This is a genomic window from Chryseobacterium geocarposphaerae (assembly GCF_002797535.1).
GTDB lineage: Bacteria > Bacteroidota > Bacteroidia > Flavobacteriales > Weeksellaceae > Chryseobacterium > Chryseobacterium geocarposphaerae.
The window spans coordinates 1-16,798 of the sequence record NZ_PGFD01000002.1; the positions used below are offsets into that span (position 1 = coordinate 1).

Sequence of the window (16,798 nt, forward strand, 5' to 3'; positions counted from 1 at the left end):
CAAAATTTTTTAACTCCCACAACTTTTATTTCTAAAAGTTTCTGATTGTTTTTCCCGTATCTCCTAAAGTGATTTTATTAATCTTTATGCTTATCCAAAAGCTCTTCTGCGCTTACCTACTCACCTCTCGTTTTCAGTGGGGCAAAGATAGAAATTCTTTACCTTACAATCCTAATTTATTTAACATAAAATTTAAATGAAATTCTAATTGTGGGAAACTTTTAATTTTAAGTTATTGATATAAATATATTTAACTTTAAAATCCAGACTTATCCACAATAACAAAACCAATCAGGTCTTATTGAAATGTCTCTCTGGCTGATTTTAATGGTGGACATTCTACCTGTTTGAATACTATATATCGTGAAATTATCGTCGAGAGATCCTTGCTTTTAATTGAAATGACAGCTATTGCTTATAATAATAGCCCCGATCGCAGCATTTGTTTGAGCTCATTTTCTTTTAAAAAGAAAATAGCGAGTGCGGAGAGCGGGATCAAGCTTCTAAAAATAAAGATTGATTAAGGAATTAAGATCTATAAAACGAAAATAAAGAACTGTATAGCAGAAGCTGCATTTATTCCTAATCAGAAAAATCGTTTGATAAGTGCTTTATAGGTATAGTAACCTATCAAGCATCCAATGGTATCCGCAACAATATCGAGGGTTTCCATAGATCTTCCGAGCCCCATTTCTTCCTGAAAGATTTCTGTAAGGAATGCGTAAATAAGAATAATCTGAAAAAAGTAAGAAAATCTAATTCTAGGAAAGGCTGCCATGAAGCAGAAACCAAGCATTGCGAATATACTTAAGTGAAGAGCTTTGTCTATGCCATTGAACATGAACCAATATTCATGATTTTCTTCTCCGGGTTTAAGGAGCATATAAGTAAGAAATGCCCAATAAATGGGCAAAATCTTACTAAATATTTTTGAAATCCTATCCAATGATAGCCTGATATTCTTCTGCAGAAAGTAATTCTGAATGATCTGCACCTTCAGCAACTTCTAATTTAATAATCCATCCATTTCCGTAAGGATCTGAATTTAATAATTCCGGCTGGTCTTCTAGGTCTGAGTTAAATTCAATAACTTTTCCAGAAATAGGCAAGAATAAGTCTGAAACTGTTTTTACAGCTTCTACACTTCCGAAAACGTCTCCGCCATTAAGCTCATCATCTACAGTATCTACATCTACGTATACGATATCTCCCAGCTCCCCTTGTGCGAAGTCTGTAATACCGATTGTAGCAACGTTACCTTCAATCTTAATCCATTCGTGATCTTTAGTGTACTTTAATTCTGATGGTGTGTTCATTTTTATTTTTTTATGCCAACAAATTTATTCAAAATAGATAAATGCTCAAAGGAAATAGAGAAATATTTATTGGGAAGATTAAAGTTGCTGGTTTACAGGAAAAAGCTTTAAGCTTATATCAATTATTCTTCGGCAATCTTACTTTTATTCAGCAATTCATGGAATGTCTGGCAATCTAATTTTTTTGTACTGTTTTGTTTTCTTTTTATTGTGATATTGAATTTACCGAAATACATCTTTTTTAATTCAGTGTTTGGACATACCAACTTATTAATAATAAAAACACTTGTATTAGATGCTTTGATCCCTTTGCTTTGAGAAAATTCCGTACTGCTTTTGTTCTCAAAAAGGGAAACATATTGATATGTCATTACAAAATCATTGGTTTCTACTTTTTCCAACGTTCTACCTGAGTTTTCATAGGCTATAATTGTTGTACAAATAAGAGTTCCATTAACAATGAAATGCGCCAGTATGGAAGACCAAAGTCCAACATTCAGAACCAACCAGATTAATACCAATGCCAATCCTGCGGTTCCAATAATACTCGGATATGAAGAAACGTTTAGTAAATCGGAAAACTTGTAGTGCATTAAGCTAAATAGTAAAGCATTTATGAAGAAAGAATATTTCTGAAAATTATTTTTGGCTTTTAATTCAAACAAAATAATGAACAGTATTAATAGAGGAATCAGAAAGTAGCTTTGCTGCATAATCACCAAAAATGCAGTTCCAAAGTAACTTATATATTTCAAATATTTTTTCCCGGTAAAAACACCCCGAAAGAAAAGTTCTTCAAAGAGAGGGGCAATTACAACACCACCAATAATCATGTCCGTCACATTATTGATATCATTAAACCTCGTTTCTCTGGAAGATGGATCTGTTATTTTAAAATGATCCAGAATAATTGCAAGAAGTGTAAAGCAAATAAATACAGGAATTCCAGTTTTTAATAAATAATTTTCTTTGTACGTTTTCTTTTTTACGATTTCCATGGTTTTTAGTAAAATAAAAAGTATACTTTGAAGCACACTTTTTATTGATTTTAATTAATAATATTCGATTTCAAAGGTAATGAAAGCTTCTTTTATTTTCCAAAATTTCAAATAAAAACTCCCTTACTACTGAATAGAAAGGGAGTAATTATAATTTTGAATTTATTTTTTAGAAACCACCGGAATCACCAAACGTAAAGGTTGCTGAAATCCCCGCCCGAATTGTAGATAACGGGAATGCCGTGGATATTTTATATTTTGAAGTTAATTGCTCATAGAACAATCTTAAATTCAGGTTTTCGGAAACATTATAATCTGCAGAAAGTTTAATATTCATTACTTTTTGTCCTCCTGTAACCTGAGAATCATTTAGCAGAATATTCATAATACTTGTCTGGCCGTCTCTTAATGAAATATCTCCTCTAATATTAAGATCACTTCCTTTAGATCTGCTTCCTCTTGAATTGTCCATCCCCAATCTGAAGTTTCGAATAATATAGCCCAATCTTACTACATATTCTGTGTTGGCTTCTTCAGTAAGGGTATGGTTTACCAATCCTAAAAGTAACATTCTGTTCTTATTATACTGCAATCCAAACTGCATATTGTTTCTCATGGTAACATCTATCCCGATAAGCGGAGAGAAAGATTCCAAGTAGGTTGCCTGAGAGAAAGTATAAGGATTGATATAATCCCCATTTACATCTTTATTATTACCTGAAGTAGGAATATTATAATAATCGATACTTGACTGAATACCTGTTGCTGTATACGTTGCACTATAAGCATGCGAAATATCAAATTTAGAAAACTGCCCATTAATAATAGGAATATTTTTCAATCCTGAATAGGTAATTCTCCAGTTAGGTATTGGCAGTCCTGCTTTTTTAGCATTCCCGATTGCTTTCGGAGATTTCCCTTCCACAGCAGCTCTAAAGGCAGGAATTAAAACATAGGCATTTGCTATACTATGACCTTCTGTAAAGCCGTCTGCATTTAATGGGCCTCCCATTTGCTGAGAAATAGCAACCGCGTTTGCTCTAATCGCCTGATAAATTGCCGCCCCATCTTTGAATGACGTATTCAATGCTACAACAGTATTGGAATAGGTTACAAAATCGTTTGCAAAAGCGAAATCATGATTGGCATAGGCTAAATTCTGAGGATCATTATACCCCGACTGTGAAAAGTTTCTGTTGAAAGTATGCAGAACATTAAAATCTATTCTAAAATCATTTAAAGGAACAAATTGGAGATCGGCCCTTAATTCTTTTGTTGTCATCTGAATATAAGGATCCGTCATCAATGATGACTTACTTACCCAGCCGTTTTCTACTGCTATTCTTCTGATATCCGACTGCGATCCTAACAGGAATCCTGCAGTAGGTCCTCCCAATGTCTGTCCATATCCATACCAGTTCGGAGCAGAAAGAAGCCCAGGAATCACGGTTCCATTAGTTTCTGTATAATCAAAGTTCAGCTGTTTGAATGAAGTCATGAAGTTGGCTATACTCTGCAAAGGCGTTAGTTTGTTTTTAAACTTATAGCTTTTATATTTATATCTTTTTTTATCCCATGCTAATGTATATACATTATTCAAAGAGTCGATTTCTCTTTTTCTTTTTTGCATTTTGGCAGAAATATTCTGGAAATATTTAAACTGGCTAAAGAATTTTGGAATGTCAGCACTTGCCTTAGCTGTGATCACATTTGTATTCTGACCAATAGATCCTAAACTTCCTTCCGGACTTGAAAGTAAAGCCGTTGATCTTGCATTCCAGTTATAAGTAAATCCGTATCCCAGTTCTGCTTCAACAAAATCCAAATAAGGGAAATACTTGAATGGCAATTGATAGCTTAACTGTACTCTATGATTATACAATACAGGTCTTCCGGCTCTGAATACATTTCCGAAAATTGAACTGTTGTCCATCGTATTTACATCAATATTATCGTTCAATGTTCTGGTAAGCGAGTTCACCTGGAGTTTCAAGGATTTTGTAAGCCCGAACTCTAACCCATACTGCCATCCAAAATAGAAGTTTCTGTTTTTAATCACATCAAAGTTACTTCCGAAGTTTCCTGAAAGAATAGATTCGATATCTCTAAATTCAAGCTCATTATAATTTCTGTCGATCTCTGTTCTGAAAGATAGCTTTGTAGGAATCGGATTAAAATTAAACTCTTTTGCCCATCTCAGGTATTTTGTTGATTTTGCGGTATCGCTGATAAGTTTATTAAAAGGTTTGATTACCCAAGGTTTGAACGTATAATTATAATCTATATACCCTCTGAAGTACTGTCTGTAATTCTTCTTGGTATAAATATCCCTGTAATAATCATCATTGTAAACCGCAGTCATGGAAACGTTTTCTATATCGTAGAATTTAGGTTTCTTATTCTGGTTTACTCTTTCTTTATGCATATTCACAACACCAATGCTTCTTTGTTGCGTGTACGTTCTGGCTACTTTTTTAAGCTCTGCCTTATTCGCGGCTTTATTAAACTCAACATCGGTATCCAGCGGGTTGTATTTCGGATCTTCGATCGTCTGGGAATATGAATAGTTCAATGGGATTTTCATTCCGCTTTTCTCCGGCAACAATTTATCTACATTAATTGCAGTATTAATACTGAAAGCAGATTGTGAAGACTGGCTTCTTTCCGCCGGTTTTGAATCTATGTTTCCGAAACCTACGGAGCTGTAAGAAGCGCTTGTGTTTACCGTAGCAAAATCTCCGAGATTGAAGTTCAAGCTCGCATTTCCGGCATATCCTCCATCATTTTCAATTTCAGAAAGACGGATTTCATTTACCCAGAATACCCTTCCTTTGCTATTAATCTCTCCTCGCGGCAAGTTTCTTACCCCTATCATGATCGTTGTAATATTTCCAAGAGAAGGCCTACCCTTTATGTAGATATCTTTATTATCATGACTAAATTGTGCATCTCTGGTTCTTACGGTTATATTATTAGGAGACTGCTTATCTCTTCTGATTTTTGCATCTACAAAATCCTGAATTGCAAAATCCACATCATTTTCTACCGGCCAGATCTCTAAAGGAGCTGTTGCCGTATTTGCCGTATATTTTACTGAAGCTTCATATTCATAATAGTTATCTGTAGCATCGCTTCCGAAACGGATAAAGAATTTTAAATTGTTATCAACTTTTGACAAAGTAGGATCATCAAGGTTTTCGGCATGAAGGAAAAGTTTTAGCTTTTTATATCGTCTCATATCCAAGCTTGTATTCTTGAATACCCCTCTTGCTTCCTCCCGCATGTTTTTTACCTTCATATATAATGAAGCTTCGTTCTGTCTCTGAGCCCCCGCATTTCCGCTTAAAACCTGTCTGTCAATTCCCGGAGGCAAAACGTATGGAGGCTGGTTTAATCCGTTTTCTTCAATATTAACGCTACCTACCTCGAAATTATCGTTCATTGTAGAACTTCCTGCTGTACCTTCTGTAGGAGAATCTACCGTTTCACTGGCAATTTTATTCGGATATCTTCTCCAGTCGGAACGAACTAGATCCATCGTACCAAATCTTAAGGTAGATGTATTATCGAACCCTGTTAACAATAATCTTGCGAATCTCACATTATTAAGAACAGATGCAGAATGATCTCCTTCTGTAGCCACATATTGTGAAACCGGAATTCTGAATAAATACCATTTCACATCGGATGACTGCCCATTCTGAAAATTGGCTTTTACAGTTTTTACGTCTACGATATTGTTTTGTCCTAAAGCAAGACTTGCCTGATCTAAGTTGACTTCATACTGGTTGTAATTTTCACTTTGATCTAAATTATAATCTTTATTAATGTCTTCCGCATCCGGAGTTTGTGAAGAAACTTCCAGAGAATTGCTTTTAGAGTTTCCTTCCGGACCTCTGAAATATTTATAACGTTCTACGATTGAAGCTGCCTGAGTTCCTGTAAATTTATCTGACATGTAGAATAAGAAATCATCTACAGCTGGGTCAGCTAAATTAGTCACCGGATTTATAAATGTATTTCCAAATCGAGCCGCTTCCTGATCAGATGTTAAACCATCATATCCTGCATCCTGCACCGTTCTGTCTGTACCTTCACTGGAAAATGCATATAAAACAGGAGGCTGTTTTGGTTGTATCCCCCAATTTGAACTGGTCGTAGTAGATGTTGAAGCTGGTGTCGGAAGTCCGTTCTCATACTGCATAAATCCGTCTTTCAGAATATCTTCGGACACATTTCCTAAATGTAATAATAATTTAGGTGTATTCCCTGGATTACTCAATGGTTTTCCATCCGCATAAGGATCCATCAACCAAAATTCAACATATTCGATATTAGAATTGACGAAGTTGGAAACACTGATTGGCCTCATGATTCCTCCCCATCTCTGCTGTGTAGTTTCCGAGCCCGGATTGACATTGTAAGGTCCTTTTTCCTGAGGATAATATGAAATATCAAAGGTATTGGTAAAGGTTTGCTCACCCGCTACAAAATCTCTGTTGTTATAAATTTCAGAAAGCTGCACCCTTCTCGAAGCGTGGTTGGAAACAGACTGAGCTGTTATTCCGGCAGGTGCTTTACCTCCTACTCCCCAGAATCTAGGATCGATGCTATACCAGGACAGTAATCCCCTTCCATATCCGCCTGTAATATCATCATTTGGCGGAGCTATATTGAACGGAATCTGTGTATTTTTTTCAGGTTTTGATGCCAAGCTCCAAGCCGCAGGTTCCTTTAATGAAATTTTGGAAGTGGTTTGTTCAAAATCATCAATATAAGACTGGTTGTCTGTTCCTTTGTTAAGTCCCGGCAACAAATAGGCAGCTTCCATTTTGAAGTTCAGGTTAGAAGGAGCTTCTGTATTTACCAAAGGTATCTTATCGGTTAATCTTGTCAGGAATGGCAATTGATTGTTATACATCAAATTCACTCCCGCCATTGTATTGTTTACAGCTTCTTGTCCGTAATTTACCTTTTGGGTAAGTGGTGACTCGGAATAGTTAACAACAGTACCTCCTAAAATAAAGTTTTCACTGAATCTCCTCTCTAAATTCAATCCTAAAAATCGTTTTCTCTGCGTATTGAATGTTAACTGATTTTCTAGAGAAATATTGATAGCCTGACCGGATTGTTTTACCTGTTCGTTGATGATGGTAACTGTTCCCAGCATGTAATCAACGGTATAGTCTACTCCTTCCGCTAACTGCACTCCATTGGCCGAAACTTTTACAGATCCTTGAGGAACGTTTACCGCGCCCAGAGAAATCCCCTGTCCGGTAGTTCCTTTATAACGGCCTTCCATTGTATACCTTTGAGACAGGTTACTGTAAGTCGCTGCCTGCTTTTGTTTGTCGTACAAGTCACTAAATACATACTGAGGATTATTACTTCCTAAAAGGTTCTGTATATTACTTCCAAACGGCTGCACTTTGGTAAAGATAACTTTTCCGGTTTCCGGTCTTATGGTAATTCCGTTGACGAAGTCAAAAATACCATCTCCCGTTGTTCCTCCACTGTTTGACTGAAGGTCACCATTGGTATTCAAACGGTCCCAGTTCATTAATTTCAACAAGTTCGTATCCTGAACATTGGTGTTAGGAAGATAATTTACTTTACCTCCGGTTTGTGCATCTCTGTAATAAACATTCAAGATAAATCCATCTTGACTTACCTGTGCAGCATCCAAAGCATAAATATTCTTCATCATCAGATCCCACATCGGAGATTCTACATTTACCGTAGTATTTGATTTCAGAAGCTTAGCTACCAAAACAGGGCTTTCTTCCGAAAACTCCCCTACTTTATACACCTGATTTGTTCCGTTCAGGGTATATGAATATGAAACAGCCAGCAACTGCTGGTCGTTTAGCTTTTGGTTCAATGAGATATATCCTAGTTGTGGTTGGAAGGTATATTCGTTGGCGTTTAGCCTTCTTGCTTTTTTATTAAAAATAAACTGTTCTCCGTTACTATACGGCTGTGTACTTCCCGGAAATGTTCCGCCTTGTAAGATATCCCCATAATTCGTTCCGGGATCTCTGGTTCCCATCGCCGTAGAGATAGCATTATACAGTCCATTCTGAGAGTTATCCGGTGTTCCTGATGCACCTTCCCCCAGATCTCGGATTCCGACTATACTTTTTTGATAGGCAAGATTACTATTCCCTTGATCCAGCACCCAAACCTCCAATCTTGTAATGTTGATTCTGGAATTGATCTGAGGATAATTAAGCAATGCATTATCATAACCATCTAAGAAGTAATGTCCTAAAAAGTAATGCTGGTTCTCTTCATAATCTATTGCATTGATTTTAAAGGTATTCATTACTCCTCCACCTTGTACGACAATATTCCTTGCCTCACCTTGTTGTTGCGATAATACTACCGTTCCGTACGTCTTTCCTAACTGAAATTCTGTTTTCACCCCGAACAATGATTCGGACCCACGAATAAGACTGGTAGACAGCGGCATGTTCACGTTACCGAACTCTACTCTCTTTATAATTTTATCTTCACCGCCTGCTCCTGGAGAATTTACATCTCCAAGTCCTTTAGATTGCAAATCTTTCCAGTTTCCTTTTGCCTGCCATACCAAATTCATCTTGTTTTCAAATGCAAAACCACTTTGGGTATCGTAATTGGCCTTCAACTGCAGGTTTTCACCCACTTTTCCTAAAAGTCCTAACTGGATTCTCTGGTTGATATCAAAAGTAAAGCTGGTTCTGTTTTGTGGTAGAATCAGTGGATTATCAATCTTCTGGTATAACCCTCCAAAATCAAAAGAAGCAAATCCTGATGGAATGATTTCTATCTTATTGCTTCCGAAAATGGTTTCAAAAAGCCTGTTTCTGATGGTTAATGCAGGGATTAATCCTTTTTTTAACGCATCACTTTTATCTTTTCTGAAAAGCAGACTGTACCGGTCAGATTTCTCTTTGTAATAAGCTTTTGATTGTGTTGCGAGCATAAATTCCTTATACTCTTCCGGAGACATCGCTGTAGGAACTCCGGTTACAATATTTCCAATCTTGGGATATACGAGATACATCCCTGTTTTTATATCATAAAATGCTTCGTATTGGGTAGGATCAGGTAATTCGTAATCCTTTTTTATAGAAATTCCTGTCGCAGGGTTTTCTTGTCCGAACGCATTTATGGAAATACACAGAAAAGACAGGAACAAGAATATATTGAAATATTTATGAGTCGTCACCAAATGTTAAATGTTTTTTAAAATTTGTTTTACCAATTCTTCTACCGAAATACTTGGATTTTGTTTAATTATTTTATCTGCAATTTTCTCACTCATTCGTTTAGGAATTCCCAAAACTTCTAATGCAGATAACGATTCTTCCTTAATTTTATTATTTACAAATGTAGAAATATTTTCTTCTGAAGTGTTGAATTTTTGGACTTTATCTTTCAAATCAACAATAATTCTTTCAGCTGTTTTAGCCCCTATTCCTTTAGCCTTTTGAATCAGGGCACTATTGCCGGAAAGGACTGCAGAAGCGATTTCGTTAAGGCTGAAAGTAGAGAGTAAGATCAAGGCAGAAACGGCACCAACACCGTTAACGCTTATTAACAAATTAAACATTTCTTTTTCGGAACGAGTGTTAAAACCGAAAAGTAAATGAGCGTCTTCCCGGATAATCTGCTGTATAAATAAAAAAGTTTCTTGATTCAGAAGAAGTTTTTGCGAGGTTAGCAAGCTGATTCCCACATAATAACCTACACCCTGCACATTAATTACTGCATACGTAGGGGTAAGCTCCTGAACAGTTCCTTGTAAAGAAAATATCATGATTAATTTTTAAAACTCCCAAATATAGCAAATTAAACTAAGTAATGTTTTCATTTCACGGACGAATGATTTTTAACTTAATTTTCTATCAAAAACCCAATGGAATCTTCAAATAAAAAAAGACTCCAAAAATCTGGAGCCTTTTATTCATTTTTGCTATAAAGCAATATCAATATTATTTTTTATCCTTTTTTTCTCTTCTTTGAGCATCAAGAACTGCAACAGTAGCCAGGTTTACAATTTCGTCTACGCTCGAACGCATTTGCAAAACGTGAACAGGCTGTTTCAGACCCATCAGGATTGGCCCAATCACTTGTGCCACTTTCATTCCTCTGATAATTTTGTAAGATAAATTTGCAGATTCAAGATTCGGGAAGATAAAAGTATTGGCAGGAGTTGTTTCCAGTTTCGAGAAAGGATAGTCGCTCAAATGATCTGAATTCATGGCAAAATCCGGCTGAATTTCTCCGTCTACAATCATTTTAGGATATTTCTCATGAAGGATGCTTACTGCTTTTGCTACTTTTTTAGACGTATCGGAAATTGCTGCAAAGTTTTCAAATCCAAGCATGGCAATTCTCGGTTCGATAGCGAAAGATTTCACCGTAAATTCAGCCATTTTAGCAATATTTACAAGATCTTCTGCTGTAGGATTTTGATTAATCGAGGTATCTGCAAAGAAAATCGGCTTTTTCTCAGATAAGATCATCATCATTGCCGCTACTTTATCTACTCCTTTCTCCTTTTCAATAATCTCTAAAACCGGTCTTAATACTGAAGTATAATTTTTAGAGAAACCGATAATCAATCCGTCTGTATCTCCATGCTTCAGCATTAAGGGACCAAAATAATCTCTCTGGCGAACGAATCTTTTGGCTTTATACTCGTTCATTCCTTTTCTTTGACGAAGCTTCCAAAGTGTTTCTCTGTATTTCTTTCTGTTTTCTTTCTGATCATCATCACTTGGATCTATAATCGGAACATCAAGACTGATTCCGTAACGCTCCATCTGTTCCTGAATATACTTTTTGTTTCCTAAAAGGCTTGGAAACGCAATTCCTTCTTCATAAAGAATCTGAGCAGCTTTTAATACATTATATTCTTCAGCATTTCCTAAAGTAATTCTCTTCGGATTGGCTTTAGCACGGCTCTGCATCATTCTTACCAATTTCTCATCTCTTCCCATTCTGTCGAGAAGGTGATGTTCATATTCTTCGAAATCGCTAATTGTTTTTCTTGCCACACCGCTATCAATTGCAGCTTTAGCTACCGCACTCGATACTTTTGTAATCAATCTGTTATCAAATGGCTTCGGAATAAAATATTCTCTTCCAAATTGTAAATTCTGAACATTATAAGCCAAAATTACAGCTTCAGGAACCGGTTCTTTCGCCAGATTAGCAATCGCATGAACAGCTGCTAACTTCATTTCTTCATTAATTCCTTTTGCCTGAACATCTAATGCGCCACGGAAAATATATGGGAAACCAAGAACGTTATTAACCTGATTAGGATAATCACTTCTACCTGTCGCCATGATCACATCTTTACGGGTTTCAAGCGCCAGATCGTAAGCAATTTCCGGATCTGGGTTTGCCAAAGCGAAAACAATAGGATTTTCGTTCATGCTCAACAGCATTTCAGGAGTCATTACATTTCCTTTTGACAGCCCTACAAAAACATCGGAACCTTTTACGGCATCTTCCAATGTTTCAATATCTGTATTAGCGATAAAATCTAATTTTTCAGGAGTAAGATTTTCTCTTTTATGATTAATAACTCCTTTACTGTCGCACATCAATACATTTTCTTTCTTCAATCCCAAAGAAATGTACAGGTTGGTACAAGCAATTGCTGCCGCTCCTGCTCCGTTTACCACCATTTTTACTTCTTCGATTTTTTTGTTGGCGATTTGCAAAGAATTGATTAATGCTGCCGCAGAAATAATTGCTGTTCCGTGCTGGTCATCGTGCATTAAAGGAATATCCAGTTCTTCTTTCAGCCTTTGTTCAATATAAAAAGCTTCAGGAGCTTTAATATCTTCAAGGTTGATTCCTCCAAAAGTTGGCGCAATCCCTTTTACAATATCAATAAATTTATCCGGATCTTTTTCATCGATTTCAATATCAAATACATTAATATCTGCAAAAATCTTGAATAAAAGACCTTTTCCTTCCATTACAGGCTTCGAAGCTTCTGCTCCAATATCACCTAATCCCAAAACAGCAGTACCATTAGAAATAACAGCTACCAGATTTCCTTTTCCTGTATAATCATAAACTGTTTCCGGCTTTTCATGAATTTCCATACAAGGAACTGCAACCCCCGGTGAATATGCCAATGACAAATCTCTCTGAGATGAGTGCGGTTTTGAAGGAATAACTTCGATTTTTCCTTTAGGTTCTGTTTTATGATAGTCTAACGCGGCCTGGTTAAAGTTCTTCTCGTCGCGGTTATTTTTACTTGACATAGAATTTTATTTTTTATTTAAAGTATATATTTAATGTGGTAATCTACCAAACTCTCGATAGGCTTCTGAACGATGCGTCCCACATTTAAATGAAGCTCTGCAGCAACAGAGCGTAGAATATTTTCATAATAATAAGCTATAGAACCAATAAAATTGATTTCAGCTTCTTTGGATTCCTCATAGGGAATAACCTGATAATCGAAAAAATTCATCATTTCATCGAAAACCATTTTCTGAAAGTAAGAATGGTCCTTTCTTTCTACAACAAATTTATTGAAATTTGCTAAATAAGCATTGGGTCTTGGTGTATGATACATATTTTTCAATGTTTCATCCACAGTAAGCTTATACGTTTTTTCAAACTCGCAAGACAGATCATCAGGAAGTTTTTGCATAAAGAATCTTCGCACCAGTTGTTTCCCGATGGCACTTCCGCTTCCTTCGTCACCAACAAGATACCCCAGTGAAGGAAGCTTTATTTTTAAATTTTCTCCGTCAAAATAACAAGAATTGGAACCTGTTCCCAAAATACAAACAATGGTTGGCTTACCGTTATACGCAGCATACGCCGCAGCAGTAAGATCTTCTTTTACAATAATCTCTGCATTGGTGAAAACTCTCCCCACTTCTTCTTCAATCGTTATGCAGTTTTGTCTCACGCCACAGCCAGAACCATAAAAAAAGATCCTGGTAATAGAGTTTTTAACCGATGTTAAGCTTGTATTTTTCTCAATTTCGGGGACTATAAGCTCTTTGCTGATAAAATTGGGGTTAAAACCAATGGTTTCGGTCTTTAAGAAAACATTTTTGAAGTCATCCAGAATTACCCAATCAGATTTAGTTGAACCACTATCAACAATAGCAACCATATATTACATTTTAGTTTAAGGATGCTAAATTATGAATTTATCTTTAAACCGTCTTATAAACACATGATAAGCTTTTTAAAATTACTAATGTTTTATATCAGTTTTTTTCTCGTTGAATTGTATAAGCCAATCTTCTATTTCATCTTCTAAATAGGAAGTCTGCAAAATCATTGCATTGATAAAATCATCCGGAACAGGTTCTCCGTTGGAGTTCTCAAGATTCCATAGCTCATCAGACATATTTTCGTACTCTGTGTACACTCTTTTGAATCTAGTGCTTTGTCTTTCGAGAGCTTCGATATTTTTCTGTTGAAGCTGGAATTTTCTGTATTTGTTTTGACTTTTCATACAAATATTATTATAGTTTTTGAAAAAGAAATGATAAAAAATACGTTCAAACCCGTATTACAAGATAGAAAAACCGCCCAACACAAGCTGTTGAAAATGAATTTATTATCAGGTTACTTTTATGTCGCTTTGAATAATAAATTTAAAAAGATTTTTGATTCAAAAAAAATATTTAACAACTTTTTTCACTGTTTAACATATAGTTATAAATTTGCAGTTCATATCAATTGAATGAAAGAGTTACTACTACGTCAAAAACAAATTTTATTCTTCATCATAGCCGGAGGACTCAGTGCTGTTGTTGAGATTGGAAGTTTTAAAATTTTCAGTATTCAACTTCCCAGAATGCTTCCCCAGGAAACTAACTTTCATGGCATCCATTATCCTTTAAGTAATATATTATCTACAAGCTGTGGTATTATTACCAATTATTTCCTGAGCATCTGGTTTGTTTTTGAAAGAGGTAAACATTCAAAAAAGAAGGAATTCGCCTATTTTATGATTGTGTCTTTTATTTCAACCTTACTAAGTCTTAGTTTTTTCCAGTTTTTTTACAGCTTCATTTTCAAAGACAATATCAGTTTAGTTTTTTATACACTAAGTCCCGAAGTAATTAGTAAAATAGCTGCAATCTTATTAGTTTCGGTACTCAATTATTCAATAAAGAAAAAAGTAATTTTTAACGGATAACCTGTGGGAAAGATTTTAAATTATCTCTGGAGATTTTGGCTTTTGCTTCTGGCGTTTTTTTTAACGATAATTTTCGGAATACCCGTTTATATTTTATCTTTCAGTAAAAAGCATTATAAATATGCCTATACATGGATCCGATTCTGGAGCTACGGAATGTTCTACGGAATGGGATTAAGGCATGAAATCACAAAGCTTTCTGATCTGCAGCTTGAAAAAGGAAAGCAGTATGTTATTATTTCCAATCATACTTCTATTATGGACATAATGCTTACCTGCATTTTGTTCCCCCATCATCCAATCTGCTTTGTTGGAAAAAAAGAGCTGGTAAAAATTCCTATTTTCGGAACAATCTATAAAAGAATCTGTGTAATGGTCGACCGAAGCAGTGCAAGAAGCCGTGCAGATGTCTATAGAAGGTGTGCTGAAAAAATGGAGGAAGGCTGCAGCATCGTTATCTTTCCTGAAGGAGGAGTTCCTGATGATACCTCTATTATTTTAGACGAGTTTAAAGACGGAGCATTCACCTTGTCATCCAAACACAATTCGCCTATTGTTATTCATACCTTCATTGGTTTAAAAGAAATTTTCCCTTTTGATAACTCCAAAGGCTATCCCGGAAAAGTAAAGGTTTTTTACAATGGTATTTTAGCCCCTTCGGATTCTCCGAAAAATTTAAAATTGTCAGCTTTTGAGACAATAAAAAAAACTTTAGTTAAATACTCTTAATCAAAGAAATAATCTATATTTGTTATTGCGAATTTTTTATTAACAAATATGTCAAACTATTCTAAACAAACTAACTGGGGACAGTTTATTCCGTTAGTTACTGTATTTTTTTTCTGGGGTTTTGTTGCAGCCAGTAATGATATCCTAATCCCGGTTTTCAAAAAGGCATTTAATTTATCCCAAACCGAAAGTATGCTCGTTCAAATTTGTTTCTACGTTGCATATACGGTAGGTTCATTAATTTATATGTTTATTTCGAAAGGGCTGAAACAAGACTTGATCAATAGGATCGGTTATAAAAACGGTTTGATTACCGGATTATTAATTTCAGCTGTGGGAACCTTATTATTTTATCCGGCTGCCAATATGGGATCTTTCCCTTTAATGATCTCAGGATTATTTATTGTAGGTTTAGGATTTTCGTTACAACAAATTGTAGCCAACCCTCTTGCTATTGAAGTAGGACCTGTAGAAACAGGATCTCAAAGATTAACAATGGCAGGTGGGATCAATAATTTCGGAACAACCATCGGTCCTCTAATTGTTTCTTTTGCTATTTTCGGATCTGCTACTGCTGCTAATACTGAAGTAAGTGTAGAAAGTGTAAAAATTCCTTATCTTATTTTAGGAGTGGCATTTGTTTTAGTGGCTATCATGTTGAAATTTTCTTCACTACCAACTATAACACCGACTAATGTTGAGAACACAGATGATTCTACCCCTGGAGAACACAGAAAATCTGCACTTCAGTATCCCCAGCTTATTATGGGGATGATCGCGATCTTTGTTTATGTAGGAGTGGAGGTATCTACGGCTAGTAATTTGCCGGCATATATGGAAAAAGATCTAAATTTTGCAACAAAAGACGTAGCACCTTATATTTCTCTTTACTGGGCTTCTATGATGATCGGACGTTGGACAGGAGCTGTTGACGCTTTCGATTTCAGCGCGGGATTTAAAAAGATTTTAAGATTCTTAGCTCCTTATTTAGCTTTCGGAGTATTCTTATTAGTGAATGCCATTGCCAAGCATGATCTTACACCTTTCTATGTTTATGGTTTAATTATTATTGTAATGATTATTTGTGACGTAATGAGTAAAGGAAATCCTGCAAGAATGCTGCTTATTTTTTCATCTGCAGGAATTGCAGCTTTATTGATAGGGATGCTTACAAAAGGAATGGTTTCTGTTTATGCATTTACGAGCGTAGGTTTATTCTGTTCTACATTGTGGCCTTGTATTTTTGCGCTTGCTATCAATGGTCTTGGAAAACATACCAACCAGGGTTCAGGTTTATTGATCATGATGATTATGGGAGGCGGAATTGTTAGTCTTATTCAGGGATATATTGCAGACCTAACAACAATACATATGAGTTATATAGTAGGTGTTATTTGTTTTGCTTATTTAGCTTTCTACGCAATCCGTGTAAGTGGTATTTTAAAATCTCAAGGTATAGATCTTGATAAACTCACAAAAGGAAGTGGTCATTAATATCAGTAAAATATATACGAAGAAAAGATTTTGGGCGGGTTTATTACTTGCCCAATTTCTTTTGTTTTTAGCTTTTTCGA

At 35.6% G+C, this 16,798-nt stretch carries 11 protein-coding genes; 3 read left to right on the forward strand and 8 right to left on the reverse strand.

The annotated features are described in order from the left end of the window. Positions 1-586: 586 nt before the first annotated feature. The 8 genes from CLV73_RS11480 to CLV73_RS11515 all read right to left on the reverse strand — a co-directional run bounded on the left by CLV73_RS11480 (position 587) and on the right by CLV73_RS11515 (position 13,805). On the reverse strand, positions 587-913 hold the full coding sequence (locus tag CLV73_RS11480) for a VanZ family protein (RefSeq protein WP_100377846.1): 327 nt from the start codon (positions 911-913) through the stop codon (positions 587-589). Between the two features lie 25 nt (positions 914-938). Continuing rightward, on the reverse strand, positions 939-1,316 hold the full coding sequence (gene gcvH / locus CLV73_RS11485; protein ID WP_100377051.1) for a glycine cleavage system protein GcvH: 378 nt from the start codon (positions 1,314-1,316) through the stop codon (positions 939-941). A gap of 122 nt (positions 1,317-1,438) precedes the next feature. Then, the gene (locus CLV73_RS11490; RefSeq protein ID WP_100377052.1) at positions 1,439-2,314 is read right to left on the reverse strand and encodes a CPBP family intramembrane glutamic endopeptidase; all 876 of its coding nucleotides are present in this window, start codon (positions 2,312-2,314) and stop codon (positions 1,439-1,441) included. Positions 2,315-2,483: 169 nt separating this feature from the next. After that, positions 2,484-9,527, reverse strand: coding sequence for a T9SS outer membrane translocon Sov/SprA (sov, locus tag CLV73_RS11495; RefSeq protein WP_100377053.1), 7,044 nt, complete (start codon positions 9,525-9,527; stop codon positions 2,484-2,486). 6 nt (positions 9,528-9,533) lie between these two features. Continuing rightward, positions 9,534-10,118, reverse strand: a complete 585-nt coding sequence (ruvA, locus tag CLV73_RS11500; RefSeq protein ID WP_100377054.1) for a Holliday junction branch migration protein RuvA — start codon at positions 10,116-10,118, stop codon at positions 9,534-9,536. Between the two features lie 175 nt (positions 10,119-10,293). Further along, on the reverse strand, positions 10,294-12,588 hold the full coding sequence (locus CLV73_RS11505; RefSeq protein WP_100377055.1) for an NADP-dependent malic enzyme: 2,295 nt from the start codon (positions 12,586-12,588) through the stop codon (positions 10,294-10,296). A gap of 17 nt (positions 12,589-12,605) precedes the next feature. Next, positions 12,606-13,457 (reverse strand): ATPase, encoded by an 852-nt coding sequence (locus CLV73_RS11510; RefSeq protein WP_100377056.1) that lies wholly within the window; start codon positions 13,455-13,457, stop codon positions 12,606-12,608. Positions 13,458-13,541: 84 nt separating this feature from the next. After that, entirely contained in the window at positions 13,542-13,805 is a 264-nt protein-coding gene (locus CLV73_RS11515; protein ID WP_100377057.1) for a hypothetical protein, read from the reverse strand. Positions 13,806-14,036: 231 nt separating this feature from the next. Here CLV73_RS11515 and CLV73_RS11525 point away from each other — a divergent pair, with 231 nt between their 5' ends. The 3 genes from CLV73_RS11525 to CLV73_RS11535 are packed head-to-tail and all read left to right on the forward strand — an operon-like array spanning position 14,037 to position 16,718. Then, entirely contained in the window at positions 14,037-14,495 is a 459-nt protein-coding gene (locus CLV73_RS11525; protein ID WP_100377059.1) for a GtrA family protein, read from the forward strand. 3 nt (positions 14,496-14,498) lie between these two features. After that, positions 14,499-15,224, forward strand: coding sequence for a lysophospholipid acyltransferase family protein (locus tag CLV73_RS11530; protein WP_100377060.1), 726 nt, complete (start codon positions 14,499-14,501; stop codon positions 15,222-15,224). A gap of 48 nt (positions 15,225-15,272) precedes the next feature. Then, complete coding sequence (locus CLV73_RS11535) at positions 15,273-16,718, forward strand: MFS transporter (protein ID WP_100377061.1); 1,446 nt, start codon at positions 15,273-15,275, stop codon at positions 16,716-16,718. Positions 16,719-16,798: the final 80 nt, after the last annotated feature.

Bases quoted from the DNA above. Each gene is read 5' to 3' on its own strand.
- CLV73_RS11515 (WP_100377057.1), bottom strand. From the start codon at position 13,805: ATGAAAAGTCAAAACAAATACAGAAAATTCCAGCTTCAACAGAAAAAT.
- CLV73_RS11510 (WP_100377056.1), bottom strand. From the start codon at position 13,457: ATGGTTGCTATTGTTGATAGTGGTTCAACTAAATCTGATTGGGTAATT.
- CLV73_RS11535 (WP_100377061.1), top strand. From the start codon at position 15,273: ATGTCAAACTATTCTAAACAAACTAACTGGGGACAGTTTATTCCGTTA.
- CLV73_RS11505 (WP_100377055.1), bottom strand. From the start codon at position 12,588: ATGTCAAGTAAAAATAACCGCGACGAGAAGAACTTTAACCAGGCCGCG.
- CLV73_RS11525 (WP_100377059.1), top strand. From the start codon at position 14,037: ATGAAAGAGTTACTACTACGTCAAAAACAAATTTTATTCTTCATCATA.
- ruvA (WP_100377054.1), bottom strand. From the start codon at position 10,118: ATGATATTTTCTTTACAAGGAACTGTTCAGGAGCTTACCCCTACGTAT.
- gcvH (WP_100377051.1), bottom strand. From the start codon at position 1,316: ATGAACACACCATCAGAATTAAAGTACACTAAAGATCACGAATGGATT.
- CLV73_RS11490 (WP_100377052.1), bottom strand. From the start codon at position 2,314: ATGGAAATCGTAAAAAAGAAAACGTACAAAGAAAATTATTTATTAAAA.